This window comes from Formivibrio citricus (assembly GCF_900115065.1).
Lineage (GTDB): Bacteria > Pseudomonadota > Gammaproteobacteria > Burkholderiales > Chitinibacteraceae > Formivibrio > Formivibrio citricus.
Map to the genome: position 1 here is coordinate 44916 of NZ_FOVE01000018.1, position 24980 is coordinate 69895.

Below are 24980 nucleotides of genomic sequence, written 5' to 3' on the forward strand. Positions count from 1 at the left end.
GTTTTTTGACCTGTTTTTAGTATAGAGGCTTTCCGTGCCCACTTTGTTGCTGATTGATGGTTCTTCCTACCTCTACCGCGCCTTCCATGCGATCCAGTCGCTTTCGGCACCCGACGGCACGCCGAGCAATGCCCTGTACGGCTTCGTCAACATGCTCAAGAAACTGCGCGAAAAAACGCCGGCGGATTATATCGCTTGCGTATTCGACGCCAAAGGTAAAACCTTCCGCGACGAGCTTTATCCCGAATACAAGGCGCAGCGCCCGCCGATGCCCGACGAGTTGCGCGTGCAGATCGAACCGATCCACACCGCCGTGCGCGCCTTCGGCATCCCGATCCTGATGGTCGATGGCGTGGAAGCCGACGATGTGATCGGCACGCTCGCCGCTTGGGGCACGCAACACGGCATCGAAACCATCATGTCGACCGGCGACAAGGACATGGCGCAGCTCGTCAACGCCCATGTCCGCATCGAAAATTCGATGTCCGGCGAAGTGCTCGACGAAGCCGGCGTACTGGAAAAATTCGGCGTACGCCCGGATCAAATCGTCGATTATCTGGCGCTCGTGGGCGATACCTCGGACAACGTGCCCGGCGTGCCCAAGTGCGGGCCAAAAACCGCCGCAAAATGGTTAGGCGAATACGGCTCGCTCGATCAGTTGGTCGCCAACGCCGACGGCATCAAGGGGGTGGTTGGCCAGAACCTGCGCGATACGCTCGCCTGGCTGCCGATGGCCAAAACGCTCGTCACGATCAAATGCGATGTCGACCTGCAAGCCGAGCTGCCGCACGGCGTCGAAAGCCTCAAGCCGCAAGCCACCGACTGGGCCACGCTGCACAGCCTGTTCAACCGCTACGCCTTCAAGACCTGGACCAAAGAGGCCGAAGCTCACCTGCAAAGCAAGCCTGCCACAACGGACCTGTTCGCTACCGACCTGTTCGCCGAACAGCCAGTGCCCGCAACCATAGAAGCCACAACGCCTGCCAAGGTGGAGCGCCACTACGAGTGCATCCTGACCGAAGCCCGGCTCGATGACTGGCTGGTGAAATTGCTCGCCGCACCCATCGTTGCGGTCGATACCGAAACCACCAGCCTCGACCCGTTCGCCGCGCGCATCGTCGGCCTGTCGTTCTCGTGCGAACCGGGCGTGGCGGCCTACCTGCCGCTCGCACACCGCGGCCCGGATGCGCCGGAGCAACTCCCGTTCGATGGGGCGCTCGCCAAGCTCAAACCGTGGCTGGAATCTGCCACTCACAAAAAACTCGGCCAGAACCTGAAATACGACCAGCACGTGTTCGCCAACCATGGCATCGCGCTCGCCGGCATTGTCGACGACACCATGCTGATGTCCTACGTGCTCGCGAGCCACGAAAAGCACAACATGGACGACCTCGCCGCGCGCGAACTCGGCGAAACGACGATCCACTACGAGGACATCTGCGGCAAGGGCGCCAAGGCCATCGGTTTCGACGAGGTCGCCGTTCCCGATGCCACCGCCTACGCGGCCGAGGATGCCGACATCACCTTCCGGCTGGCGCAATCGCTCGGAGCCAAACTCGCCACCGAACCGGCGCTGGAAAAACTCTACCGCGACATCGAACTGCCCGCGCGCGAAGTGCTGTTCCGCATGGAGCGCACCGGCATCCTGCTCGATCCGCACAAGCTTGCACGCCAGAGCCACGAACTGGGCCTGCGCCTGATCGCACTGGAACGCCAAGCCTATGAATTAGCCGGCCAGCCGTTCAATCTCGCCAGCCCGAAGCAGATCGGCGAAATCTTCTTCGACCAGCTCAAGCTGCCGGTCATCAAGAAAACCCCGAAAGGCGCACCCTCGACCGACGAAGAAGTGTTGCAGGAGCTGGCGCGCGATTTCCCGCTGCCCAAGGTGCTGCTCGAACACCGCTCGCTGTCGAAACTGAAATCCACCTACACCGACAAGCTGCCACTGATGATCAACCCGGCCACCGGGCGCGTGCACACGAGCTTCAGCCAAGCCGTAGCGGTCACGGGGCGACTGGCTTCCAGCGAGCCCAACCTGCAGAACATCCCGGCGCGCACCGAAGAAGGGCGCCGCATCCGCGAAGCCTTCATCGCCCCGGAAGGCTGCAAGATCGTCTCTGCCGACTATTCGCAGATCGAACTGCGCATCATGGCGCATCTTTCCGGCGATGCCGCACTGCTTAAAGCCTTTGCCGAAGGCCTCGACATCCACCGCGCCACCGCCGCCGAAGTATTCGGCTGCACGCCGGACGAAGTCAGCCACGAACAGCGCCGCTACGCCAAGACCATCAACTTTGGCCTGATCTACGGCATGAGCGCGTTCGGCCTCGCGAGCCAGCTCGAAATCGAGCGTAGCGCGGCCCAGACCTACATCGACCGCTACTTCGGCCGCTTCCCCGGCGTCGCCGCCTACATGGAGCGCACCCGCGCCGAAGCCAAGTCGCACGGCTACGTCGAAACCGTCTACGGCCGTCGCCTGTGGCTGCCGGAAATCAACTCCCCCAACCCGATGCGCCGCGCCGGAGCCGAACGTGCCGCGATCAACGCGCCGATGCAAGGCACCGCCGCCGACCTGATCAAGCTGGCGATGATCGACGTCGCACGCTGGCTGGAAAGCGAAAAGCTGCAATCCAGGCTGGTTCTGCAAGTGCACGATGAACTGGTGCTCGAAGTACCGGACAGCGAAGTCGCACTGGTGCGCGCCGAACTGCCCAAGCGCATGGCCGGTATCGCCAACCTAGCCGTACCGTTGCTTGCAGAAGTGGGGGTGGGAATGAATTGGGATGAGGCGCATTGAGCCGTATGGCGGAATCGGAGCGAAGCGACATTTCGCCATTATTGGCTGCTTGAGCCATCGCGGGGCGGATTGCTTCGCGTATTCGCCCGATCAATGACGTGTGCGCAATCAACACCATGTGTGCGATTACGCTACGCACCTACGACCCTACGGGCTTCCGCATCAAAGCGGCCGGCCCAGCCGCTTTTCCACCTGCCGCCGTTCCCACTCCGCGCCAAGAAACCAGTCGGGTCTGAAAACACGGCTTGCATGCAGCAAAACGCCGAGCCCCCAGCCTCCCATTACCCAGAATACCCACATTTTGTGCGGGGTCAGGATCAGGTTGATGGCCAGTAAAGCCAGCGTAACAACGATGTAGCGAAAAAGATGCATGTAAAAGCGGCGCAATCTGCGAACGAAGTCAAAAGCTTCGGTTTCCTGCTGCTCACAAAGTGAGTTGGTGTTCGTGTTCATGGCATGCTCCGGATCAAGGGTTAAAAAGTCGACTTGGAAAACTGCAGCCAGAGACTTGAGAGATTCTGTACTGGCCGGTTGCCCAGCCTCGATGCGCTGAATCGTGCGCACACTAAGACCGCTGATTTCTGCAAGTTGCTGCTGGGACCAACCATGTTTGAGACGCAATTTCTGAACCGACATTTTCAAGCTCCTGTGCTGCGGAGCACTCAATTTGACAGGGAGTAGACCATTTCACCACGACAGAGGGGCGACAACAACACGTCATGGCTGCCGCAAAAGCCAAGTAGTTCGGATTTCGTAGGGCGTGGTTCCTGACGGGAATCCGCGCGGAATGGCGTCTAAAATCTGAGGGGTGTAGGCGCGTAGCGTAATCGCTCGCATGGCGTTGATTGGGCTGCTCGCGAAAGTGGGGGTAATCGGAATGAGGTACATTGTGTGATCAACAAAAACATTTCTTTGGCACTTGCCGCCCACTTGCTCGTATTCACCGCCACAACCGTCATGGCCCAATCCAGCGCCACTCCGCGAGCATGCGGGGAAGTGATGACGATCAACACCCACGGCAACTCCACTACCCGCTATACGCTTTCCGCCCCGCAAAAGGTCGAGGCCAGTGTCGTGTTGCTTGCAGGGGGCGGCGGCGTACTCGACCTGGATGCGAATGGCTGTCCGCAGGCGCTGGAGGGTAACTCGCTGGTGCGCTCGGCCCCGCTGTTCAATGCCGAAAACCTGCTCACCGCCTTGGTTGATGCGCCTTCGGATTACTCCGATGGAGATGGATTGGCCGGGTTTCGCAATGCCCCGCAACATGCCGAGGATTTGGGCAAGATCATTGCCGATCTCCGCGCCCGGACAAACAAGCCCGTCTGGGTAATCGGAACCAGCCGGGGCTCCATTTCCGCAGCCAATGCCGCGGCAAGACTGTCCGGAAAGAATGCCCCCGATGGTGTTATTTTGACGTCTGTCCTGACCGTGGGCAGTCGCGGGCAAAAAGACTGGGTAGCGCAAACGGTTTTTGATCTGCCGCTGGAGTCCATCGAAATCCCCCTGCTGATGGTGGGGCACGCCGCCGATCAATGCCTGCGCTCCCCCGCAAGCCTGATGAGCGATGTCGCCGCACGAACCCGCAGCAAACGGCTGCAGATCGTCACTGTCACCGGCGGGCCGGGCGCAACCAGTCGCCGTCCGACACTCAGTGCTTGCATGGGGCGCTCGCCGCATGGTTTCTTCGAACAAGAAGCAGAAGTGACAGCGGGCATCGCTCGCTTTATTCGCGGCGCATCGTACTAAACGCTACGCGTTCGCTTCTACCAACTGGGCGGTGTCTTTTCGCATGGCCCGCGGCGCTGTGTGCGGAATTCCCAGCCAAGTAGTTCGGGTTTCCGTAGGGCGAGGTTCCCGGCGGGAACCCGCGCGGAATGGCGCGTCATGAACCGCTGCCGGCCTTTCTTCCCCCGTCATCGAGCCCATGGCTTTTGCGGGTTACGCCTGCGGCTAACCCGCACTACAATGGGGCCCCATCGCCCCCGCCTGCTAAAATAGCCTGATTCGCATCAACCGGCCCAAAGCATGACGCTCTATCTCGTGGAAAACCTCGGCATTGCCGTTTTTGCCATCACCGGCGTGCTGGCCGTGCGCCAGCAGGGCGTCGACGTATTCGGCGCGGTGGTGCTCGGCGTGGTCACCGCCATCGGCGGGGGGACAATCCGCGATACGCTGCTGGGTATTCCGATCTACTGGGTTCGCGATTTCACCTACGCCTGGTCGGCCATCGGCGCGGCGCTGCTGGCTTTTTTCCTCGTCAAGCGCTTGCAGCATACCTACCAGTGGCTGCTGTATCTCGATGGCTTGGGCGCGGCGCTCTTCGGCATCACGGCGGCGGAAAAATTGCTCAGCCTGCATTTCAGCGAGCCGGTCGCGGTGCTGATGGGGCTCTTGACCAGCATCGGCGGCGGCATCATGCGCGATACGCTGGCCGGGCGGCCTTCGCTGCTGATGTCGCGCGAGCTTTACGCCACGCCGATCCTGCTGGGCTGCACGGTCTACGTGGTCACCGGGCACTTCATGAACAATTTCCTGAGCGGACTGCTGGCGATGACTTGCGCTTTCGGCCTGCGCGCGACGGCCATTTACCGGCACCTGGAAATGCCGGTCTGGCTTTCGACTCAAGCGGAATCGGAATAGAAAAGGGGCGGATCGCCCACCCCTTCATTGAAAACTACATGCCGCTCAAGTCCTGGACGGCATCCACGACCATGCTGGTTCCGACCGCGATCAGCAGAATATCCGCCGCGACGCGCACATAGCGGTGGCCCGCCGGCGGCGGCCCCAGCTTCACGACCAGCGCGGCCGGAACGCTGTAATAGACGACGTCCGCCGGCAACGGGCGGCCCACAACCCATTTCTTGGCTTGGCCGGGCGGCAGGCAGCCGTTGTTCTTCTTGGCCAATCCCGGCGGGCAGCGGCCGGCACGGTAACGATCCGCATAATATTCACGGACGACCAGACGGTGACGGTCTTCAAAATGGGCGCGACCACCGCTGCGATACTCCTTGTCGCGAGCCCCCTCCTTACCCTTGTGCTTTTCTGCGCCCTTACCCGGTTTTTCTCCCGCCCACGACGGCTTATCGGCCTGAGCGGCCCCTGCGGCAAAAAGGCCGGCCACCAGCAGAGCCAGGAATTTCCCATTACGCCAATTCGTTCGCTGCATGATTTTCTCCTGCCAGGTGATTGCGGCCCCATGGCCGAATACGTGTAATCACCATAGCCAAGTCTATGCGCGGCAACAAACCCTTCACCGCTTTACGCTGGATAAAAGACGGACGGGTGCCAATGCTGCCTTTGATAAACCCTGCCGTTGCTGATTAAATAGGCTCCAGCCCTCTACCGGAGCCCGTCTTTTGAAACTTCCCGACCGCATCACGATCGCCACCCGCGAAAGCCCGCTGGCCCTTTGGCAGGCGCACCATGTCCGGCAACGCTTGCAGGCGCTCTATCCCGGCCTGTGCGTCGAGTTGCTGGGGCTGACTACGCAGGGCGACCGGATTCTCGATGTCACGCTCAACAAGATCGGCGGCAAGGGTTTGTTCGTCAAGGAACTGGAGCAGGCACTGCTCGATGGCCGCGCCGATCTGGCCGTGCATTCCATGAAAGATGTACCGATGGCGCTTGCTTCGGGCCTGACGCTGGCAGCCGTCTGCGAGCGCGAAGACCCGCGTGACGCCTTCGTTTCCAACCGTTTCGAAAAACTTGCCGACCTGCCGCCGGGCAGCATCGTCGGCACCTCCAGCCTGCGCCGCGAAAGCCAGATCCGGGCGCGTTTTCCGCATCTCGTGATCCGTCCATTGCGCGGCAATGTTGGTACCCGGCTGGGCAAGCTGGATGCAGGCGAGTATCACGGCATCGTGCTCGCGGCGGCGGGGCTCAAGCGTCTCGGGCTGGAAAACCGCATCCGCGAATATCTGTCCCCGGCCGAGAGCCTGCCCGCGCCGGGGCAAGGCGCGCTGGCGCTGGAGATCCGCGCCGACCGCGCCGACCTCATGGCGCTGCTCGCCCCGCTCGACCATCCGCTGACTGCCGCCTGCGTCAACGCCGAACGCGCGCTCTCGCGCCGGCTCAACGGCTCGTGCCAGTTGCCGCTGGGCGCCTTCTGCGAGGCGGATGCGGGACAACTCGCGCTTACCGCTTTCGTCGCCCTGCCCGACGGCAGCCGCATGGTGCGCGCCGCCGTTCGCGGCCCTGTCGCCGAATCCGGGCCGCTCGGCCTGCAACTGGCCGAACGCCTTCTGGCAGACGGTGCGGCGGCAATCCTCGAACAGACCGGCGCATGAGCTCCGCACTGGCCGGCCACCGCATCTGGATCACCCGTCCCCGGAACCAGTCGGCTGGTTTGCGCAGCCTGCTGGAACAGGTCGGGGCCATTCCCGTGCTGCTCCCCTTGCTGGAAATCGCCCCTCCGCTGGATACGGCCCCCCTGCAACAGGCGCTGCAGAACCTGGACAACTACGATCTGGCGGTTTTCGTCAGCCCCTCGGCGCTGGAAAAGGTTTTCGAACACTTGCCCTGCCCCTGGCCCGCCGGCCTTCCCGTCGCGGTCATGGGGCCGGGCAGTGCGGCACGGGCGCGGGAGTTGGGTATTCCTGCCGTCATCCAGCCAACCGGCCAGTTCGACAGCGCCGGGCTGCTGACCGAGCCTGCGCTGCAGGACTTGGCCGGCAAGCGGGTCGTGCTGTTCCGCGGCGAAAGCGGGCGCGAGGAATTGCCGCAAACGCTCAGGACACGAGGCGCCAGTGTCGATTGCATCGGCGCCTACCGGCGCCTGCCGCCCATCTTCGACGAAACCCGGCTGGTCGCCGAGCTCGCAGCGGGGTGCGACGGAATCGTCGTCAGCAGTTCGGAAGCCGCGCAACACCTTTTCCGCCTGGCTGGAGACAAGACGCGGCAGCAGCTACAATCACAACTGTACTTTGCGCCGCACACGCGCATCGTCGAAACGCTGCGCGGACTGGGCGCAAGCTCGGTACGACTGACAGCCGCCGGCGATGCCGGGATAATGGCTTCTGTTTCCCACTATTTCGCTCCGGACTCCGGGCCGGGCAATCACCGCGAAGAACAGCAAAATGTCGGATAACCCGCAAGATTCGCTCTCCGCCGCGCTCAAGCCGGCCCCGCAACCCAAGCGCAAGCTGACCATATCGCCGCCTCTGGCCATGTCCGTGGCGGCCCTGCTGGTCGCTTCGGGCTTCGGCGCCTACCAGTATTACGTGGCCGAGAGCCTGCGCCAGGAAGTCAGCCAGGTCCTGTCGCAGGGCAATAAATCGCAGCAGGAACTGCAATCCCTGCAGGGCAGCGCCACGCAGCACCAGCAGCAACTGGATGCCCGCCTCGCGGTCATCGAGGCGCGTCAGGCCGATGCCCGCAGCCAGCAGGCCGCGCTCGCCACGATGTACGACGCGCTGACCCGCAGCGATTCCGGCCGTACGCTGGCCGAGATCGAACAGACGCTGACCTTCGCCAGCCAGCAGTTGCAACTGACCGGCAACGTCGCCTCCGCGTTGGTCACCCTGGCCGGCATCGACCAGAAACTGGGCCAGCTCAACCGCCCGGAACTCCTCAGCGTGCGTCAGGCTGTGAGCAAAGACCTGGATACACTCAAGGCCCTGCCGCCTTCCGATCTCGCTGGCATTACCGTCAAGCTCGATTCGCTCGCTACCTCGCTCGACAAGCTGCCGCTCGCCATCGACGGCTTCCGCGAACCGGCAGCGCCGCTTCCCGCCCAGCAAGTCAAGACTGACCGGCTTACGCGCTTCGGCTCCGAGGTCTGGCACGCCATGAAACAGCTGATTCAGATTCGCCGAATGGACAAGCCCGATGCCATGCTGCTTTCACCGGAACAGGCATTCTTCCTGCGCGAAAACATCAAGCTGCGCCTGATGGATGCACGCACCGCCCTGCTGCTGCGAGACGAAACCACCTACCGTGCCGATCTGCGCGCGGTCAACGATTACCTGAACCAGTATTTCGACAAGCGCGCACCGCAAACCGCCAATAAAATCGGGCAAATCCAGGAGCTGATCGCTGCGCCGCTGGCGCTCAAGTTGCCGGATCTGGGCGGCAGCCTCGCCGCCGCACGCAACGCCCGCGCCACCGCGGAAAGGGTCAAGCCGTGAAAACGCTGTTCTGGATCATCGGTCTCTTTGCGCTGGCCGTCGGCCTGACCCTGTTCGCCCAAGTCAACACCGGCTATGCGCTGCTTTTCGTTCCGCCGTGGCGCATCGAGCTCTCGCTCAACGTCGCCATCATCGCGCTGGTCGTCTTCGTGGCTTTGCTCTATGGCCTGTTGCGGATCGTGGCGGAAATCACCACGCTGCCGTTGCGCGTAAGCGCCTTCCGCAACCGCAAGCGCGCCGAGACCGCGCTGCGCGCCGAACGCGAAGCGCGCCTGGCCTTTTTCGAGGGCCGCTACCAGCGCGCCGAGCGACTGGCCGAAGAAGCCATGGCCGCCAGCGACAACAATGACGCCTTCGCGGTCAATGCCATCCTGGCCGCGCGCGCAGCCCACCTGATGCGCGATTTCGAGCGCCGCGACCGCCGCTTCGAAGCCCTGCTCCAGCGTTTCGGCCCGACACACCTCGCCACGGCCATGACCAAGGCCGAACTGCTGCTCGACGAACGCCGCTTCCCCGAAGCCGGCAAGGCGCTGGAAGAAGCACGCGCTATCTCACCCAAGCTCACCGCCGCCCTGCGTCTGGAATTGCGACTACGCCAACGCGAGGGCAACCCGGACGCCGTGCTCAAGCTGCTCGACCAACTGGCGCGCGCCGAGGCTCTCGACCACGAACAGCTTCACCGCCTGCACCTGCATGCATGCCTGCAAAAGCTGCGCCAGCAAACACTTTCCGCCGAAGAACTCAAGGAATGGTGGCGCCGCCTGCCCGAAGAAGACCGCAGCCAACCGCAGCTCGTGCACGCGCTCGTGGACAGCTACGTCAACATCGGCGAACCGGAATTGGCCCGCAAGGCCATCGAAGCCGCGCTGGAAAAGAACTGGTCCAGCGAGCTGGCCGAATGCTATGGCACGCTGAAACTCGACAACGGGTCGCTGAAAGAACAGCTTGCCCATGCCGAGAACTGGCTGACCCTGCACAGCGACGACCACCGGCTGCTGCTGACGCTGGGCCGTCTCTGCCGCACCAAATCGCTGTGGGGCAAGGCCCAGAACTATCTGGAGGCCAGCATCGCCGTCCAGCCAACGGCGGCCGCGCATGCCGAACTGGGCCAACTCTGCGAGATGCTGGAGCGCACGGAAGAGGCCAACCACCATTACCGGGCAAGTCTGGATCTGGCACTGGCACGCTGAGGAAACTCTGAACAATTGCTGCGAAGGCGCAGGCGGCGTCGCGCGGGGCTCGAAATCCTCATGTATTTGCACATACATTGCGGTTTCTGCGCTCCGGGCTCCTTGCCCTGCGCCTTCTCGCCGGCTTGTTCAGAGCTTCCTGTAACAACCTGAACGGAAGCAAAAAAACCGGCACAAACGCTAATGCCGTTCACTTCAGCCAAGTGAACGGCATTTTTCTTGACCAGCGCTGCATGCAGCACTCACCTGGGGCTGAAGGGGATTTGGCGAGACAAATCCCTTTCCCGCCTGCCGGGCGGAACCGGCCCTAAACCCTGCGCCGCAGGCGCATAAGATAAGTGGATGGTATGGCGGCAGAACGCCGGTTTTTATTGGTGGATGATGCCGTTCACAGCATGTCCGGGGTCATCATCACCCGCAGATTGCATTCAACGTAACCCGCGCGTTCCCGGCGCTGGAACCACCAGATCGCGCCTTTCTTGACCGACCAGTCCTGTTCCCGCCCCGAAAGTAGCAGGCCCGCGAGCCGACCGATCTCCGGCTGGTGCCCGGCGATGATCACCGAGCCTTCTCCGTCGCCCGGCCAGCCGCAAACTTCCAGATAGCGCTCCGGGCGCGTGCCCGGATTGAGGCGCGGATCGACGACAAAATCGTGCGACAGCGCTGCCAGCGTTTCCTGCGCCCGCAAAGCACCGCTGGCAAAAAGCCGCGGCTTCTTGCCGTCGAGGCGGGCAGAAAGCCATTGCGCCATTTTCTCTGCCTGCTTGTGCCCCCTGGACGTCAGACGACGCTTGAGGTCGGAAGGGGCATCGTATTCGGCTTCGGCATGGCGCCAGAGAATCAGGTCCATCATTTTTCTTTATCCTGCCGGCGGGATTTGGTGACAAGATCGGCGAACAGCAGATCCTGCGCGCAACGTTCCTTGCCGCCGCGCGGGCGTTTGCGCCGGTAACGTCCGTCGGAAAGCATTTCCCACGCCTGCACGTTGTCGATCAGGTAGGACTGCAAGCCTTCGCGCAACACGCGGCGCTTGAGCTTCGGGCTCTTGACCGGAAAGGCAATCTCGATACGGCGGTGCAGGTTGCGCTCCATCCAGTCGGCAGAGGACAGATACACGTCTTCCGCGCCATCGTTGTAGAAGTAGAAAACGCGGTGGTGCTCCAGGAAGCGGCCGATGATCGAGCGCACCTGGATGTTGTCCGAAATGCCGGGAATGCCGGGACGCAGCGCGCATACGCCGCGCACGATCAGGTGGATCGTCACACCGGCCTGCGAGGCTTCGTACAGCTTGGAAACGACGGATTCTTCGAGCAAGGCGTTCATCTTGGCGATGATCACCGCCTTGCGCCCCGCGCGGGCATGGGCGATTTCGCGATCGACCATGCGCAGCAGACTGGAAAGCATGGTGAACGGCGATTGCAGCAAAACGCGATGCTGGCCCGCTTGCCCGAGCCCCGTGAGTTGCATGAAGACGTCGCTCACGTCGTCGGTAATGTCCTCGTCCGTGGTCATCAGGCCAAAATCAGTGTAGAGCCGCGCCGTGCGCGGGTGGTAATTGCCGGTTCCCAAATGGGCGTAGCGCCGCAAGATGCCGTTTTCGCGCCGCACGATCAGCAGCATCTTGGCATGGGTCTTGTAGCCGTAGACGCCATAAACCACGTGCGCACCGGCCCGCTCCAGCTTCGAAGCCCAGCCGATATTCGCCTCTTCGTCGAAACGCGCCATCAGTTCGACAACCACCGTCACCTGCTTGCCGTTGCGCGCCGCGGCCAGCAGGGCTTCCATCAGCACCGATTCCGCGCCGGTGCGGTAGACCGTCATCTTGATCGCCACGACATCGGGATCGACCGCGGCCTGCTGCAGCAGGTCGATCACCGGCGTGAAGCACTGGTAGGGATGGTGCAGCAGAATGTCGCTCTTGCGGATGGCCGTGAAGATGTTCGATTTGTCCTTGAGTTCCGACGGAAAGCCGGGCAGGAAGGGCTCGAACTTCAGATCGGGGCGGTCGATCTGGTCCGGTGCCTGCATCAGGCGAACAAGGTTCACGGGGCCGTTGACGCGGTAGACATCCATATCGGACAGCCCGAACTGCGTCTGCAGGAATTCCTGCAAATGCACCGGGCAATTGTCCGCGACCTCCAGGCGCACCGCATCGCCAAACGGCCGCTGGGACAGTTCGCCTTCCAGCGCCGCACGCAGATCCTTCACCTCCTCGTCGTCCACCGAAACATCGGAATCGCGTGTAACACGGAACTGGTAGCACCCCAGCACCGTCATGCCGGCGAACAATTCGTCGACATGCGCGTGCAGGATCGAGGACAGGAAGACAAATCCGTTCTCGACACCACTTACTTCGATTGGCAGCTTGACGAATCGCGGCAACACGCGCGGAGCCTGGACAATGGCGATTCCGGAACTGCGGCCGAAGGCATCCTTGCCTTCGAGTTCAACGATGAAATTCAGTGATTTGTTGAGCACGCGCGGGAACGGATGCGCCGGATCGAGCCCGATCGGCGTGAGGATCGGCTTCAGCTCGCGGAAGAAGTAATCGCGCACCCATTCACGCTGGGCGACATCCCAGGTCGAACGCCGAAAGAAATGGATCCGCGCAGCCTGCAGCGCTGGAAACATGACTTCGCGCAGCAGCAGATACTGCCGTTCGACCAGATCGTGCGCCTCGACCGACACCATGCGCATCGCCTCTTCCGCGGTCAGCCCTTCGGGCAACACCATTCCGGGATTGTGCGCGATTGATTCCTTGAGATACGCCACGCGCACCTCGAAGAACTCATCCAGGTTGGAAGAGACGATGCACAGGAATTTCAGGCGCTCCAGAAGCGGATTGCGCTCGTCTTCGGCTTGCGCCAATACTCGGCGGTTGAATTCCAGCAATCCCAGCTCTCGGTTGAGCAGCAATTGGTTTTCGGCGGGACGGAAAATCATGTTTCGGCATTCATCCACAGGACAAAACGGACAAATCCTTGCGGACTCGCCCGGAAAAGCAAAGAAATCGGAGCAGGCGCGGTATCCGGGGAAAGCTTATTCCTTCGGCGCGACGTAGCCGGCAATTTTGTCTGCGCCATCGCCGAAGAAATACGCTTCGAGCTGTTGCGTCAGGTACTGGCGCGCATGCGGATCGGCCAGATTGAGGCGGTTTTCGTTGATCAGCATGGTCTGATGGCGCACCCACGCTGCCCATGCTTCCTTGGAAACGTTTTCGTAAATCTTCTTGCCCAGCTCGCCGGGCAGCGGCGCAAAATCCAGCCCTTCGGCTTCGCAACCCAGCTTTACGCATTTCACGGTACGGCTCATGTTTTGTCTCCTGATTTTATGAAAAAAATATGACCGGACGATGACGAAATTGGTTCGGTATCGTTTTGATTCTAGCAGTCTCCCGCATTGCGCCCCACAAGCACATTTGATTTTGTGTTTTCAGCTAGAATGAATTTTTCTTATTTGGGCGACAGCCATGAATACAACCCTCCCCGTGCAACTTAGCGACCAGGAAATCGACGAACTGGCCGAATTCCTCTACGCCAAAGCACCGACCGATGCCCTGAGCATTTCGGAGTTGCACGGATTCCTGTCGGCCGTCGTCATTGGCCCCGAGCTGGTCCTGCCCAACGAGTGGCTGCCATTGATCTGGGGCAACGGCGAAGAGGGCGAACCCGAATTCGCCGATCAGGCGCATGCAGAACACATCCTGAGCCTGATCATGCGCATGTACAACAGCATCAACGATCAGGTCCGCGACCGGCCGGATGAGTATTTCCCGATCTACATGACCGCAGAAGAAGGCAACGAACCGGATATCGACGATTGGTGCTACGGTTTCATGATCGGCATCTCCCTGCGCCATGAGGCCTGGCAGCCACTGCTGGAAGACGAGGAAATGGGCGATTTGCTGATGCCGCTCATAGCCTGCGCCATGGAATACTGCGGCGACATGCCGGAAGGGGAAGCCGTTCCCGCCGAGGTGCGCATCGAACTCGCCAAGGCCATTCCGTCGCTGGTTCCGGTCGTGTACGCCTGCTGGCACCAGGTCGAAGAAATGCAGCCCGTTTCACCGCGGCGAACCCCTGGCCGGAGACACTGACCGAATGAAAAAGCCCTGAGTTCAATCAGGGCTTTTTTTGGGCACCAGTTCAAATGCCCTTTCGCATACAGGCAATTACAAGCCGTCCTCTTTCTTGGGGCGTTTCTTGCGCATCTTCCTGAACTTGCGGCGCGGAGCCTCTTCCGCTGCGGGCGGCGGTTTCAGGTTGAAGAAGGCACTGGCCTCTTCCAGATCCTTGCGCAAGATCCGCACTTCTGGCTGGGAAAAACGCCCGACCACGTTGTAGAAGTAGTCGAAGCTTTCCGGATAGGCATAGGCCGCCTGGCGAATCAGTTGCCGTGCTTTCTCCGGCTGGTTTTTCAGGGCTTCCATGACCGCTTGGTCCGTCAACTGGCTGGGATAGGGACGCAGGCTGTTGAGCTTGCGCAGAATGGCCAGCTTCCAGTCGATATCCTTTTCGCTCGCGACGATATAGCTGGAAAGCGCATATTCCGCGTAGAAATCCAGCAGCGGGTGATGCCGCAAGCTTTCCAGCTTCTGGATGTTTTCGGCATTGATCTGCTCGTCGTCGGAAGAATCCAGCAGCGGATAAATCTTCAGGTACAACACCCATCCCATGATGCTGCCTGCCAGCAAAACACCCGCAACCGTCGCCAGGCCGAACAGTTGCGCTCGCGCGGGGACCGGCAGAACTGGCCCGCCATCGCGCATGAACAGCAGCATCAGAACGAACGGCCCGAACAGGTGGTAGTACCACAGCGGATATTCCACCAGGCTGTGCAGGATGGAAACCATGACCATGGCTGCGGCCACCAGCACAACCGGGTCTTTCCAGCGCCGCAGCAAGGCAAGGAATGCCCAAAGAATGCCGGCCACGACCACGAGAGTTCCTGCCAGCCCCACCTCGGCCATCAGGTTCAGCAGCGAATTGTGGGCGTGAGTAAACAGGACACTTTCCACAACCTTGGCGAAATCCGGCTGCACATGCAGCGCCACGCTATGCACGGAAAACGCGCCCCAGCCCGCGCCCATGATCGGGTAGTCCTTGAACACCAGCCAGGCCTTTTTCCACTCAACGAGGCGCCGCGAACCATTGGAGGCAATGCGGTCAACGCCCGTCGGCGCCTGATTGCCGGCCTTCAGCAGGGTCTGGATCGCATCGTTGATCAGCGGAGCGGCAAACTGCATCACGAGGATCAGAAGCGCAGCCGCGCCGAGGAACAAACCAAAACGGCGCGTACGGTCACGACCGCGCCAGATCAGGAACACCGCCATCGCTCCCCAGGCTGCGGCATAGAGAAACACGGAACGCGAGCTCGACCATGCGAGGGAAAGCGCCAGCCAGCTCGCTACCAGCCAGAACAGCCATTGCGGCAACTTGCGCTCGGTCGCCAGCCATGCGGCGGCCGCCAGGCCCCAGGCAAGGTAGTGCGCATACATGTTGCGCTGGCCGATGTTGCCGTAAATCAGGCGCCATCCGCTCTGGAACAGTTCGATCAGCTGCGAAAGCCCGACGCCTGAATTGAATACCGCGCCGACCATCAAGCCCCAGGCAAAAGCCTCCATCAACGGCTCGGCACCGAAGTGCTCTTTGGCTCGCGCCAGCCCCCAAACCGAGAAACCGGCGCCCAGCAAGTAAATCACCGGAATGGTGCGCTCGGTCAGGTAGGGGGTGTAAACCAGGAACGTTTGCAGGCCAATGACCGCGGCCAGGGCAAACCACGGCAAACTCATCGAAGGCAGGCGCATCCGTTCACCGTCGCGTACGGGAACGAAGGCGGCGCCCAGAACCAGCAATGCCGCCAGGGCAAAGGCCGCGATTTCAGACGGGAAGACCGGATTCGGCTGATAACGGAAAGGGATGCCACACGGAACGGCAGCCAGCAAAAACAGGATGGCCTGGAAGTAACGCAAAGGCTTGTTCATGGTGTAAAACCGGGTGAAATGCACGCAACCGGGTATTTTGCCCGAGAACACGAGATTTGGCGCGCCAATTACGGGTGCCGTTCATGGAAAAAATGCAACTGGAAGCGAAATCGAGCAGCTGAAGATCGGGGCTGGCCCGCCCCGAAGATCAGGCACTTAAGCGGAAACTTCTTCCGGTTTTTCAACCGGTTGTACCCAACGCGCGGCCAGGAGCCCCACTTCGTACAACAGGCACAGCGGGATGGCCAGCAACAACTGGGACAGAATATCGGGCGGCGTGACCACGGCGGCAACCACAAAGGCGCCGACGATCACATACGAGCGGATCTCCACCAGTTTTTTCAGTGTCACCACGCCCATGCGCACCAGCAGCACGACAACGACGGGCGTTTCAAACGTTAAACCGAATGCAACAAACATGCTCAAGGCGAAATCGAAGTATTCGGCGGAATCCGGCAGCCACTGCATCGAGGCCGGCACCGTCTTGGCCATGAAGCTGAACACCACGCCGAACACGAAGAAATAGGCAAACGACATGCCGATGAAGAACAGGATCGAGGAGCTGACCACGAGCGGAAGAACCAGTCTTTTCTCGTTGGCATAGAGGCCAGGGGCGACAAACGCCCACGCCTGATACAGGGTATGCGGCAAGGTCAGCAGAAAGCCGGCCAGCGCCGCAATTTTCAGCTGCAGGAAAAACGGCGAAACCACACCGATGGTGATGAGCTTGCCCCCCGGTGCCGCCTGGGCCAGCGGCGCAACCAGAAAATCGTAGAGCTGGCTTGAAAAGAAAAAGCTCGCGGCAAAGCCGACAAGGAACACCAGCGCCGAACGTACGAGCCGTGTACGCAACTCGACAAGGTGCGCCAGAAGGGGCTGGTGGGAATCCAGAAGTTCAGACATGGGCAAAAGACTCAGCGACGATCGCGCCAGATATTTTCAGATACGGTCGGCGGCTCGGCAGCAAACAAATCCGGCTGCAAGGGAACATGATGGGCCTCTGCCGCGCCCTCTCCCGGTTCGGCCCGAGCAATGGCCCCGGGCGCAACGCCGGTTTCTTGCTCATGACGGTTTGCCTCAGCGGACGGAGCGGGAGCCGTGGCAACAATTGCGGTTTCGAGCGGCGAAAAATCCTCGGCCGCACCGCCATAGCGCTGCAGATCCAGCGATTGCAGTTCCGGATCGACCTCTTCATGGTAGGGGTGGACCAAATCTTCGTGTTCGTCCCCGCCATGGCGCCGGTTTTCCAGCGCATCGAGCTCCGGATCGGAATCGCCATATTGCGTTTTTTCCAGTTCGGAGAAAGTCTCGTGGACCCCGGACGCCGCTGCGGCAAGCTCCTGTCGGACTTGTGCCTCTTCTTCGGCCATCTGCTTGCCCAGTTCGGCCAACTCCGAATTGTGCAGATCGCGTTCGAGGTCGGCGCGAAAATCTGCCGCCATCCGCTGGGCGCGCCCGAGCATCAACCCGGCGGCGCGCGCCACTTTGGGCAGTTTTTCCGGGCCCAGCACCACCAGCGCCACCGCGCCGATGACGCTCAATTCGCCCAGGCTGATATCAAACATGATTCAACAATCAGCGACGATCGCGGTTGGCGCCATCGATCGGCGGATTGACTTCCTTTTCCGGCAGCTTCTTGGCCTCTTCCTCGCCGCCCTTGAGGCCTTCCTTGAAGCCATGCACCGCCGAGCCCAGATCCTTGCCCATTGAGCTGAGTTTCTTGGTGCCGAAAATCAGAATCACGATGGCCAATACGATCAGCCAGTGCCAAATGCTAAAAGAACCCATGGTGTTTTCCTCCAGAAAAAACGCTCGTTAACTGTTTCAGTTGGGATGTCCGTAGACATGGACATGCAGATGAAAGACTTCCTGTCCGCCAGCCTTGCCGGTGTTGATGGAAGTCTTGAACCCCGCGCCAAGCCCGTTTTCGCGCGCCAGTTTGGGGGCCAGCAGCAGGATCTTGCCCAGCAAAGCCTGATCGACCGGCTCGGCGGCCAGCAGGGATTCGACGTGCTTCTTGGGAACGATCATGAAATGCACAGGGGCCAAGGGGCGAATGTCGTTGAAAGCAACGACGTCGTCGTCTTCGTAAATTTTGGTCGCCGGAATCTCGCCAGCGACAATCTTGCAAAAAATGCAGTTGCTCATGCCCCTCTCCTCCTCAATCCTGATTGCGGGCCGCTTTTTCGGCGATGCCGGACAGGCCCTCGCGCCGCGCCAGTTCGTTCAGTACATCCTCGTGCGACAAGCCTTCGTGTGCCAGCAGCACCAGGGAATGAAACCACAGGTCTGCGACCTCATAGACCAGATGCGTCTTGTCGCCATCCTTGGCGGCCATGATGGTTTCCACGGCTTCTTCGCCGACCTTCTTCAGGATGGCATCCTGCCCCTTGTGGAACAGCTTCGCCACGTACGAAGTGGACGGATCGGCTTCGCGGCGCGCGGCCAGGGTTGCGGACAGACGGTCAAGGATTTCTGCAGGATTCATGGCCTTTTCGCCGATTCATTGATTTGAACGCGGATTATAGGCCGCCCGCATGGCTCTTGCACAAGCCATCCCTCTCCATTCGACAAACCGCTCCCAGGCTGGTTCAGTAATCGCGTGTTTCGATACCTCATACCACCCCCAACGCGCCCAGGATTGCGGCCATCGCCAGCCACCACAAGGGATTGTGGCGCAGGAAGTACGAGGCAACCGTGGTCGCCCCGGCAACGGCATAAAGCCCCCAGCCGGTCGCCGCCGTCGTCAGCAGCAAACAGCCGCTTCCCAACACCAACCCCACCGTGATCGGCGCCAGTCCGCGCTCGATCGCCTTGCGCCACGGAGAGCCCCGGAAACGATACCAGAGCTTGCCCACGCCAAAAGCGATGATCGAGGACGGCGTCACCATGCCGATCATGCTGGCCAGTGCGCCGGGAACGCCCAGCAATTTCCAGCCGATAAGCGCAACGATCAATACGTTGGGGCCGGGAGCCGCCTGGGCGATGGCATAAAACGTGGCGAATTCCGCACCGCCCAGCCATTTGTCCACTTCAACAACCTGACGGAAAATTTCCGGCAGCAACGCATTGGCGCCGCCCACCGCCATCAACGAAAACAGGCAGAACTGCAAATACAGCTCGGAAAGCGACGGGATATTCACTGTTTGCTTTCCTTCCTGAGCGCATACCATCCCAGCCCCAGACTGACCGGCGTCAAGACGGCCAGAATGCCAAGCAAGGGCAGGCGCAACCAGAAAATGGCCACGAATGTCAGTCCGAGCATGGCCATCACCCATGCACGCCGCTCCAGCTTGACCACCATCTTGAGCGCCGTGGCCAGCAACAAGCCGGCTGCCGCGGCGGCGACCGCGGCGAGCGCACGATTCAGCACAACCGAATCGTCGTAATACCGGTACAGGCTGGCCAGGAGCAGCACGATCACGAACGGCGCCAGGAACAGCCCCGTCAGGGCCAGCACCGAGCCGATCCAGCCGTGAAACCGCGCACCGGCCACAATGGCGATATTGCCCACGTTCGGGCCGGGCAGGAACTGTCCCAGCCCCAAGAGATCGATGAACTCCTTTTCAGTAAACCAGCAGTACTTTTCCACCAATGCGCGACGGGCATGCGGCATCACGCCGCCAAAGCCGGCCATGCCGATCTGGAAAAAACCGGCAAACAGCTCCAGTCGGCTCGGATGTACCGTGGCTTCCTGCTCGTTCATCGATCAATAGTCCCTGCAAAAAACCGTCAACACCGCCGGAAGTTACATTGTTTTCATTGCGCACGAAACACTTCCCGGCAAACAGCTCATATCGATCCCCAAAGCCTCTCGAATACACGCCCTGTCTTGACCGTAAACCGAACGGACGGAAATTCATCCGCCCGTCCGGCTCATCGATCAAGCCTTGGCTTGCTGTGCCTTGATGTAGGGCAGCAACCCGCCAAGCACCATGATCTCCTGCTCGCGCACATTGAGCTTGGACACCACCGTGAAGGTATAGCCCTGAGTCTTGTTCTCGACCTCGTAGGTCTGGCTGCCCTTCACGTTCTTGATGACATTGCGGATCACCAGTTCATCGCCCTGCGCCACGCGCTTGTAGTCCTCGTCCGACTTGAACATCAGCGGCAGAATGCCGAAGTTGATCAGGTTCGAGTTGTGGATACGCGCAATGTTCTTGGCAATCACGGCCTGCACGCCCAGATACATCGGCGCCAGCGCGGCATGCTCGCGCGACGAGCCCTGACCGTAGTTGTCGCCGCCGACAATGATGCTGCCGCCCTTGTCCTTGAGCGCCATGGCACGGGAAGCGAATGTCTTGTCCACACTCTCGAACACGTGCTCGGAAATCTTCGGGATATTCATGCGCAACGGCAGCACCTTGGCGCCGGACGGCATGATGGCATCGGTCGTGATGTTGTCGCCGACCTTGAGCAGGGTCGTGGCCGCGATGGTATCGCGCAGCGCCTCCTTGACCGGCAGCGGCTTGATATTCGGGCCGCGCACAATCTTGATCTTGGAGCGATCCTTCTTGGGCTTGACGATCATGCTGTCGTTGATCAGGTACTGGGCCGGCTCGGCCACCATCGGCACTTTGATGCCGGCATCGCGCGGGTCGATGATCTCGCCCTTCAATGCCATGGCCGCACAGGAAATCGGGCTGGCCAGATACACCTGCGCATCCTTGGTGCCGGAGCGGCCCTTGAAGTTGCGGTTGTAGCTGCGAACCGAAACCTGACCAGAGCCAGGGGCGGCGCCCATGCCAATGCACGGGCCGCAACCGGATTCGAGCATCCGCGCGCCGGACTGGATCATGTCGGCAACCGAACCGTCCTTGGCCAGCATCGAATACACCTGACGGGAGCCCGGATTGATCAGCAGGCTGACCATTTCATCGACCGTATTGCCCTTGAGCATGGTAGCCACGGTCTTCATCATCCCGTAGGACGAATTGGTGCAACTGCCGATACATACCTGATTGACCTTCTTGCCGGCCACGGTGCGGATCGGGACGACCTTGTCCGGGCTCCACGGCAAGGCGATCATCGGCTCCAGCTTGCTCAGATCGATTTCAATGGTCTGGTCGTATTGGGCACCCGGATCGGCGGCCAAGGCTTTCCATTCCTTCTCGCGGCCCTGTGCTTTGAGGAACTTTCGGGTCTGCTCGTCGCTCGGGAAGATCGAGGTCGTTGCGCCCAGCTCCGCGCCCATATTGGTGATGGTGGCACGCTCGGTCAGCGTCAGGTTGGCCACGCCGGGGCCGCTGTATTCGATGATCTTGCCCACGCCGCCCTTGACGGACAGCTTCTGCAGAATGGTCAGGATCACGTCCATCGCCGTGACATACGGACGTTGCAGGTTGCCGGTGAGCTTGATCTGCACCACCTTGGGCATGTTGAATTCGAACGGCATGCCGGCAAACATCGCGGCAACATCCAGCCCGCCCACGCCAATCGCAATCATGCCCATGCCGCCAGCAGTCGGCGTATGGCTGTCGGTACCGAAATAAATCTTGCCCGGTGCAGCAAAGCGCTCCAGGTGCACCTGATGGCACACGCCGTTACCCGGACGGGAGAAATGCGCGCCGAACTTGGCGGCGGCCGTCTGCATGAAGATGTGATCGTCCGGATTCATGTAATCCGTCTGCAGCATGTTGTGATCGACAAAGCTGATCGCGAACGGCACTTTCACGGTATCCAGGCCAATGGCTTCGAACTCCAGCCAGGCCATGCCGTTGATGTCATGGTTCATGACCTGATCGACCTTCAGCGCAATCATCTTGCCGGTCTTGAGCTCGCCGCCGACGCGATGCGCTTCAAAAATCTTCTCGACCAGATTCAGCGGGCCTTGCTTGCCGCCAGCGGCCAGCGCCTCGACCGACGACATCGAAACCGCTGCGCCGACCATGGCTGCACCGGTCGTGCCGAGAAACGATCTTCTGGACAGGGTCAGGCCGCTGTCTTCCGAGCATTGACTGCAACTGCCACAATTTTGCTCTTTCATTCTCTACTGCTCCTCATTTTTCCCGATTTTGAATCACTCAAACTTGAAGCTTGCTTTCCAGCCCAAGCACTGGTGTTACTAGGGGGTAGCGTTCTTGACGACGCTATCGGTACGGATCGTTGCAAATGGCCGGCACCCCAATCCTTACCGGCCATTCTCCGTGTATTGGCGCCATCAGAAAAATCCAGCTTTTTTATTAGGCGCCATAATTTCTTCTTATGCAGAAGCTGGCTCGTCCCTTATGCCTTGAAAGCCGGCATCTGATGGAAGTTCATGTAGCGGTAGATCTTGGCCGAATCCTTCTGAACCAGTTTCATCCACTCCAGATACTCCGCCTTGGTCGGCAGCCGGCCCAGAGCCGAAGCAATCGCCACCACTTCAGCCGAGCCGAGGAACACCTGGGTACCCACACCCATGCGGTTCGGGAAGTTACGGGTCGAGGTCGAGACCACCGTTGCTCCCTTGCGGGCACGCGCCTGGTTGCCGAAGCACAGCGAACAGCCCGGCACTTCCATGCGGGCACCGACTTGGCCGAGGCGGGCGTAGTAGCCTTCCTCGATCAGGGTGTCGGCATCCATCTTGGTCGGCGGAACGATCCACAACCGGGTCGGCAGTTCGCTGGTCTTGCTCAGCAGGTGGGCTGCAGCGCGGAAGTGGCCGATGTTGGTCTGGCACGAGCCGATGAAGCCTTCCTGAACCTTGGTGCCGGCGACGGCGGACAGCGGCTTGATGTCGTCCGGATCGTTCGGGCAGGCGAGCAGCGGCTCGGTCACTTCGGCCAGATCGATTTCGATGATCGCAGCGTATTCGGCGTCGGCATCCGGTTCCTGAATCTGCGGATTCTTCAGCCAGGCTTCCATCTTCTTGATCCGGCGCAGCAGCGCTTCGCGGCTTTGATAGCCGTTGGCGACCATCCACTTCAGCAAGGCGACGTTCGACTTCATGTACTCGACGATCGGCTCTTTGGCCAAACGGACGGTACAGGCTTCGGCCGAGCGCTCGGCGGAGGCGTCGGACAGCTCGAAGGCTTGTTCCGGAGTGAGGTTGGGCAGCCCTTCGATTTCCAGAATGCGGCCGGAGAAGATGTTTTTCTTGCCCTTCTTCTCGACGGTCAGCAGGCCTTGCTTGAAGGCATAGTACGGAATGGCGTTGACCAGATCGCGCAGGGTGACGCCGGGCTGCATTTCACCCTTGAAGCGCACCAGTACCGATTCCGGCATGTCGAGCGGCATCTTGCCGGTGGCGGAAGCCAGGGCGCAGAGGCCGGAGCCGGCCGGGAAGTACACGCCGAGCGGGAAGCGGGTATGGCTGTCGCCGCCGGTGCCGACCGAATCCGGCATCGCCATGCGGTTGAGCCAGGAGTGCAGCACGCCATCGCCCGGTTTGACGGCTACGCCGCCACGCGAGTGGATGTAGGCCGGCAGTTCCTTGAACATCTTCACGTCCACCGGCTTCGGATACGCGGCGGTGTGGCAGAACGTTTGCAGGACCAGGTCGGCATTGAAGGTCAGACAGGCCAGTTCGTCCTGCTCGTCGCGGGTCATCGGGCCGATGGTGTCTTGCGAGCCGACGGTGTCCATGATCGGTTCGCAGTAGGTGCCCGGACGCACGCCCTTGCCGGCCGGCAGGCCGCAGGCCTTGCCGACGATCTTCTGCGCCAGGGTGTAGCCCTTGCCGGTATCGGTCGGGGTCTTGGGTTTGCGGAACAGGGTGGATTCCGGCAGGCCCAGCGCCTTGCGGGCATCGGCAGTCAGGTTGCGGCCGATGATCAGCGGGATGCGTCCGCCGGCGCGCACGCTGTCGAGCAGCACGTCGGTCTTGAGCTTGAATTGGCTAATGACTTCGCCGTTCTTCAGTACCTTGCCTTCGTACGGGCGCAGTTCGACCACGTCGCCCATTTCAAACTTGCTGACGTCCATTTCCAGCGGCAGACCGCCGGAATCCTGCATGGTGTTGTAGAAGATCGGAGCGAGCTTGGTGCCGAAGACATAGCCGCCGTAGCGCTTGTTCGGAACGAAGGGGATGTCCTGGCCGAGCCACCACAGCACGCTGTTGGTGGCGGACTTGCGCGAGGAGCCCGGTCCGACCACGTCGCCGACGAGCACCAGCGGATTGCCCTTGGCTTTGAGGGCGGCGATTTGCTTCAAAGGACCGATCTTGCCGGGCTCATCCGGGGTCAGGCCCGGACGCGGGAATTTGTAGATCGAGAGGGCGTGCAGCGGGATGTCCGGGCGGGTAAAGGCATCCTGGTCGGGGGAGAGGTCGCCGGTGTTGGATTCGCCGTTGACCTTGAGCACGGTGAGCTTGATGCTCTTGGGGACATCCGGACGGGAGGTGAACCACTCGCCGTTGGCCCAGGATTGCAGTACGGCCTTGGCGTTGGCGTTGCCTTTCTTGGCGAGCGCTTCGACATCCTTGAGTGCGCCGAAGATCAGCAGGGTCTTCTTCAGGCCTTCGGCAGCGGCGGCGCCGAGTTCCTTGTCGTTCAGCAGGGCAATCAGGGTCTTGACGTTGTAGCCGCCCTGCATGGTGCTGAGGAGTTCAACGGCTTTCTTCTTGGAGATCAGCGGCGATTTGGCTTTGCCGGTGGCAATGGCGGTCAGGAAGTCGGACTTGACCCGGGCGGATTCGGACACGCCCGGCGGGACACGATTGGTGATCAGGTCCATCAGGAAGGCTTCTTCACCCTTGGGCGGGTTGCGCAGCAGGAAGGCGACCGCGGCAGTTTGCGTCGGGTTCAGCGGCAGCGGCGGGATGCCCATGGCGGCGCGTTCGGCGGCATGCTTGCGGTAGGCATCGAAAATGACGGATTTGCTCTTGGCGTCATCCATCGGGATGCTGACCGGTGCGCTGCCCTTGGCGGCGGCGCCTTTGCCCTTTTGGGCAATCGCTTCCTTGG

At 61.0% G+C, this 24980-nt stretch carries 23 protein-coding genes; 8 read left to right on the forward strand and 15 right to left on the reverse strand.

Annotated elements, in window-relative coordinates; translation table 11 throughout:
• Positions 1-34 precede the first annotated feature (34 nt).
• Positions 35-2797 (forward strand): DNA polymerase I, encoded by a 2763-nt coding sequence (polA, locus tag BMZ36_RS11645; RefSeq protein WP_091196625.1) that lies wholly within the window; start codon positions 35-37, stop codon positions 2795-2797.
• Between the two features lie 162 nt (positions 2798-2959).
• Here the strand turns inward: polA and BMZ36_RS11650 are convergent, their stop codons facing one another.
• A complete protein-coding gene (locus BMZ36_RS11650) occupies positions 2960-3433 on the reverse strand; it encodes a 2TM domain-containing protein (protein WP_091196630.1) in 474 nt (157 codons plus the stop codon).
• A gap of 255 nt (positions 3434-3688) precedes the next feature.
• On the opposite strand from BMZ36_RS11650, the gene BMZ36_RS11655 reads away from it, so the two are divergent.
• Both BMZ36_RS11655 and BMZ36_RS11660 read left to right on the forward strand, forming a co-directional pair.
• Positions 3689-4543: an alpha/beta fold hydrolase gene (locus tag BMZ36_RS11655; RefSeq protein ID WP_091196633.1), complete on the forward strand. Its 855-nt coding sequence runs from the start codon at positions 3689-3691 to the stop codon at positions 4541-4543.
• Positions 4544-4822: 279 nt separating this feature from the next.
• Positions 4823-5437, forward strand: a complete 615-nt coding sequence (locus BMZ36_RS11660; protein WP_091196636.1) for a trimeric intracellular cation channel family protein — start codon at positions 4823-4825, stop codon at positions 5435-5437.
• Positions 5438-5471: 34 nt separating this feature from the next.
• On the opposite strand, the gene BMZ36_RS11665 is transcribed toward BMZ36_RS11660, so the two are convergent.
• The gene (locus BMZ36_RS11665; protein WP_091196640.1) at positions 5472-5963 is read right to left on the reverse strand and encodes a hypothetical protein; all 492 of its coding nucleotides are present in this window, start codon (positions 5961-5963) and stop codon (positions 5472-5474) included.
• Positions 5964-6153: 190 nt separating this feature from the next.
• Here BMZ36_RS11665 and hemC point away from each other — a divergent pair, with 190 nt between their 5' ends.
• The 4 genes from hemC to BMZ36_RS11685 are packed head-to-tail and all read left to right on the forward strand — an operon-like array spanning position 6154 to position 10112.
• On the forward strand, positions 6154-7083 hold the full coding sequence (hemC, locus tag BMZ36_RS11670; protein ID WP_091196643.1) for a hydroxymethylbilane synthase: 930 nt from the start codon (positions 6154-6156) through the stop codon (positions 7081-7083).
• A complete protein-coding gene (locus BMZ36_RS11675) occupies positions 7080-7883 on the forward strand; it encodes a uroporphyrinogen-III synthase (RefSeq protein ID WP_091196646.1) in 804 nt (267 codons plus the stop codon). Before hemC ends, BMZ36_RS11675 begins: the two co-directional genes overlap by 4 nt.
• Positions 7873-8922, forward strand: coding sequence for a uroporphyrinogen-III C-methyltransferase (locus BMZ36_RS11680; protein WP_091196649.1), 1050 nt, complete (start codon positions 7873-7875; stop codon positions 8920-8922). Before BMZ36_RS11675 ends, BMZ36_RS11680 begins: the two co-directional genes overlap by 11 nt.
• Positions 8919-10112: a heme biosynthesis HemY N-terminal domain-containing protein gene (locus BMZ36_RS11685; protein WP_091196653.1), complete on the forward strand. Its 1194-nt coding sequence runs from the start codon at positions 8919-8921 to the stop codon at positions 10110-10112. The genes BMZ36_RS11680 and BMZ36_RS11685 overlap by 4 nt, the downstream gene beginning before the upstream one ends.
• Before the next feature lie 388 nt (positions 10113-10500).
• Here the strand turns inward: BMZ36_RS11685 and BMZ36_RS11690 are convergent, their stop codons facing one another.
• The 3 genes from BMZ36_RS11690 to BMZ36_RS11700 form a co-directional block, all read right to left on the reverse strand.
• Positions 10501-10965 (reverse strand): SixA phosphatase family protein, encoded by a 465-nt coding sequence (locus BMZ36_RS11690; RefSeq protein WP_245747911.1) that lies wholly within the window; start codon positions 10963-10965, stop codon positions 10501-10503.
• Positions 10962-13055 carry a polyphosphate kinase 1 gene (ppk1, locus tag BMZ36_RS11695; protein WP_091196660.1) on the reverse strand — a complete coding sequence of 698 codons (2094 nt, stop codon included), beginning with the start codon at positions 13053-13055 and terminating at the stop codon, positions 10962-10964. Before ppk1 ends, BMZ36_RS11690 begins: the two co-directional genes overlap by 4 nt.
• 96 nt (positions 13056-13151) lie before the next feature.
• Entirely contained in the window at positions 13152-13424 is a 273-nt protein-coding gene (locus tag BMZ36_RS11700) for an oxidative damage protection protein (RefSeq protein WP_091196664.1), read from the reverse strand.
• A gap of 157 nt (positions 13425-13581) precedes the next feature.
• Between BMZ36_RS11700 and BMZ36_RS11705 the strand changes: the two genes are divergently transcribed.
• Positions 13582-14208, forward strand: coding sequence for a UPF0149 family protein (locus BMZ36_RS11705; protein ID WP_091196667.1), 627 nt, complete (start codon positions 13582-13584; stop codon positions 14206-14208).
• A 75-nt stretch (positions 14209-14283) separates the two neighbouring features.
• On the opposite strand, the gene BMZ36_RS11710 is transcribed toward BMZ36_RS11705, so the two are convergent.
• From BMZ36_RS11710 to acnB, 10 genes are all read right to left on the reverse strand, one after another.
• Positions 14284-16095 (reverse strand): PglL family O-oligosaccharyltransferase, encoded by a 1812-nt coding sequence (locus BMZ36_RS11710; RefSeq protein WP_091196671.1) that lies wholly within the window; start codon positions 16093-16095, stop codon positions 14284-14286.
• Between the two features lie 156 nt (positions 16096-16251).
• The gene (gene tatC / locus BMZ36_RS11715; protein WP_091196676.1) at positions 16252-16998 is read right to left on the reverse strand and encodes a twin-arginine translocase subunit TatC; all 747 of its coding nucleotides are present in this window, start codon (positions 16996-16998) and stop codon (positions 16252-16254) included.
• Between the two features lie 11 nt (positions 16999-17009).
• On the reverse strand, positions 17010-17660 hold the full coding sequence (gene tatB, locus BMZ36_RS11720) for a Sec-independent protein translocase protein TatB (RefSeq protein ID WP_091196679.1): 651 nt from the start codon (positions 17658-17660) through the stop codon (positions 17010-17012).
• 10 nt (positions 17661-17670) lie between these two features.
• Entirely contained in the window at positions 17671-17883 is a 213-nt protein-coding gene (gene tatA / locus BMZ36_RS11725; RefSeq protein ID WP_091196682.1) for a Sec-independent protein translocase subunit TatA, read from the reverse strand.
• A 36-nt stretch (positions 17884-17919) separates the two neighbouring features.
• Positions 17920-18243, reverse strand: coding sequence for a histidine triad nucleotide-binding protein (locus BMZ36_RS11730; protein WP_091196686.1), 324 nt, complete (start codon positions 18241-18243; stop codon positions 17920-17922).
• Positions 18244-18256: 13 nt separating this feature from the next.
• On the reverse strand, positions 18257-18583 hold the full coding sequence (locus tag BMZ36_RS11735) for a phosphoribosyl-ATP diphosphatase (protein WP_091196689.1): 327 nt from the start codon (positions 18581-18583) through the stop codon (positions 18257-18259).
• A gap of 127 nt (positions 18584-18710) precedes the next feature.
• Entirely contained in the window at positions 18711-19238 is a 528-nt protein-coding gene (locus BMZ36_RS11740; protein ID WP_245747912.1) for a chromate transporter, read from the reverse strand.
• Positions 19235-19801: a chromate transporter gene (locus BMZ36_RS11745; RefSeq protein ID WP_091196694.1), complete on the reverse strand. Its 567-nt coding sequence runs from the start codon at positions 19799-19801 to the stop codon at positions 19235-19237. The genes BMZ36_RS11740 and BMZ36_RS11745 overlap by 4 nt, the downstream gene beginning before the upstream one ends.
• A gap of 177 nt (positions 19802-19978) precedes the next feature.
• Positions 19979-22081, reverse strand: a complete 2103-nt coding sequence (locus BMZ36_RS11750) for an aconitate hydratase (protein ID WP_218142721.1) — start codon at positions 22079-22081, stop codon at positions 19979-19981.
• A gap of 239 nt (positions 22082-22320) precedes the next feature.
• A complete protein-coding gene (gene acnB, locus BMZ36_RS11755) occupies positions 22321-24885 on the reverse strand; it encodes a bifunctional aconitate hydratase 2/2-methylisocitrate dehydratase (RefSeq protein WP_091196703.1) in 2565 nt (854 codons plus the stop codon).
• Between the last annotated feature and the right edge of the window lie 95 nt (positions 24886-24980).

Bases quoted from the DNA above. Each gene is read 5' to 3' on its own strand.
- BMZ36_RS11650 (WP_091196630.1), bottom strand. From the start codon at position 3,433: ATGTCGGTTCAGAAATTGCGTCTCAAACATGGTTGGTCCCAGCAGCAA.
- BMZ36_RS11660 (WP_091196636.1), top strand. From the start codon at position 4,823: ATGACGCTCTATCTCGTGGAAAACCTCGGCATTGCCGTTTTTGCCATC.
- BMZ36_RS11665 (WP_091196640.1), bottom strand. From the start codon at position 5,963: ATGCAGCGAACGAATTGGCGTAATGGGAAATTCCTGGCTCTGCTGGTG.
- BMZ36_RS11675 (WP_091196646.1), top strand. From the start codon at position 7,080: ATGAGCTCCGCACTGGCCGGCCACCGCATCTGGATCACCCGTCCCCGG.
- BMZ36_RS11680 (WP_091196649.1), top strand. From the start codon at position 7,873: ATGTCGGATAACCCGCAAGATTCGCTCTCCGCCGCGCTCAAGCCGGCC.
- BMZ36_RS11690 (WP_245747911.1), bottom strand. From the start codon at position 10,965: ATGATGGACCTGATTCTCTGGCGCCATGCCGAAGCCGAATACGATGCC.
- ppk1 (WP_091196660.1), bottom strand. From the start codon at position 13,055: ATGATTTTCCGTCCCGCCGAAAACCAATTGCTGCTCAACCGAGAGCTG.
- BMZ36_RS11700 (WP_091196664.1), bottom strand. From the start codon at position 13,424: ATGAGCCGTACCGTGAAATGCGTAAAGCTGGGTTGCGAAGCCGAAGGG.
- BMZ36_RS11705 (WP_091196667.1), top strand. From the start codon at position 13,582: ATGAATACAACCCTCCCCGTGCAACTTAGCGACCAGGAAATCGACGAA.
- BMZ36_RS11710 (WP_091196671.1), bottom strand. From the start codon at position 16,095: ATGAACAAGCCTTTGCGTTACTTCCAGGCCATCCTGTTTTTGCTGGCT.
- tatC (WP_091196676.1), bottom strand. From the start codon at position 16,998: ATGTCTGAACTTCTGGATTCCCACCAGCCCCTTCTGGCGCACCTTGTC.
- tatB (WP_091196679.1), bottom strand. From the start codon at position 17,660: ATGTTTGATATCAGCCTGGGCGAATTGAGCGTCATCGGCGCGGTGGCG.
- tatA (WP_091196682.1), bottom strand. From the start codon at position 17,883: ATGGGTTCTTTTAGCATTTGGCACTGGCTGATCGTATTGGCCATCGTG.
- BMZ36_RS11730 (WP_091196686.1), bottom strand. From the start codon at position 18,243: ATGAGCAACTGCATTTTTTGCAAGATTGTCGCTGGCGAGATTCCGGCG.
- BMZ36_RS11735 (WP_091196689.1), bottom strand. From the start codon at position 18,583: ATGAATCCTGCAGAAATCCTTGACCGTCTGTCCGCAACCCTGGCCGCG.
- BMZ36_RS11745 (WP_091196694.1), bottom strand. From the start codon at position 19,801: ATGAACGAGCAGGAAGCCACGGTACATCCGAGCCGACTGGAGCTGTTT.
- BMZ36_RS11750 (WP_218142721.1), bottom strand. From the start codon at position 22,081: ATGAAAGAGCAAAATTGTGGCAGTTGCAGTCAATGCTCGGAAGACAGC.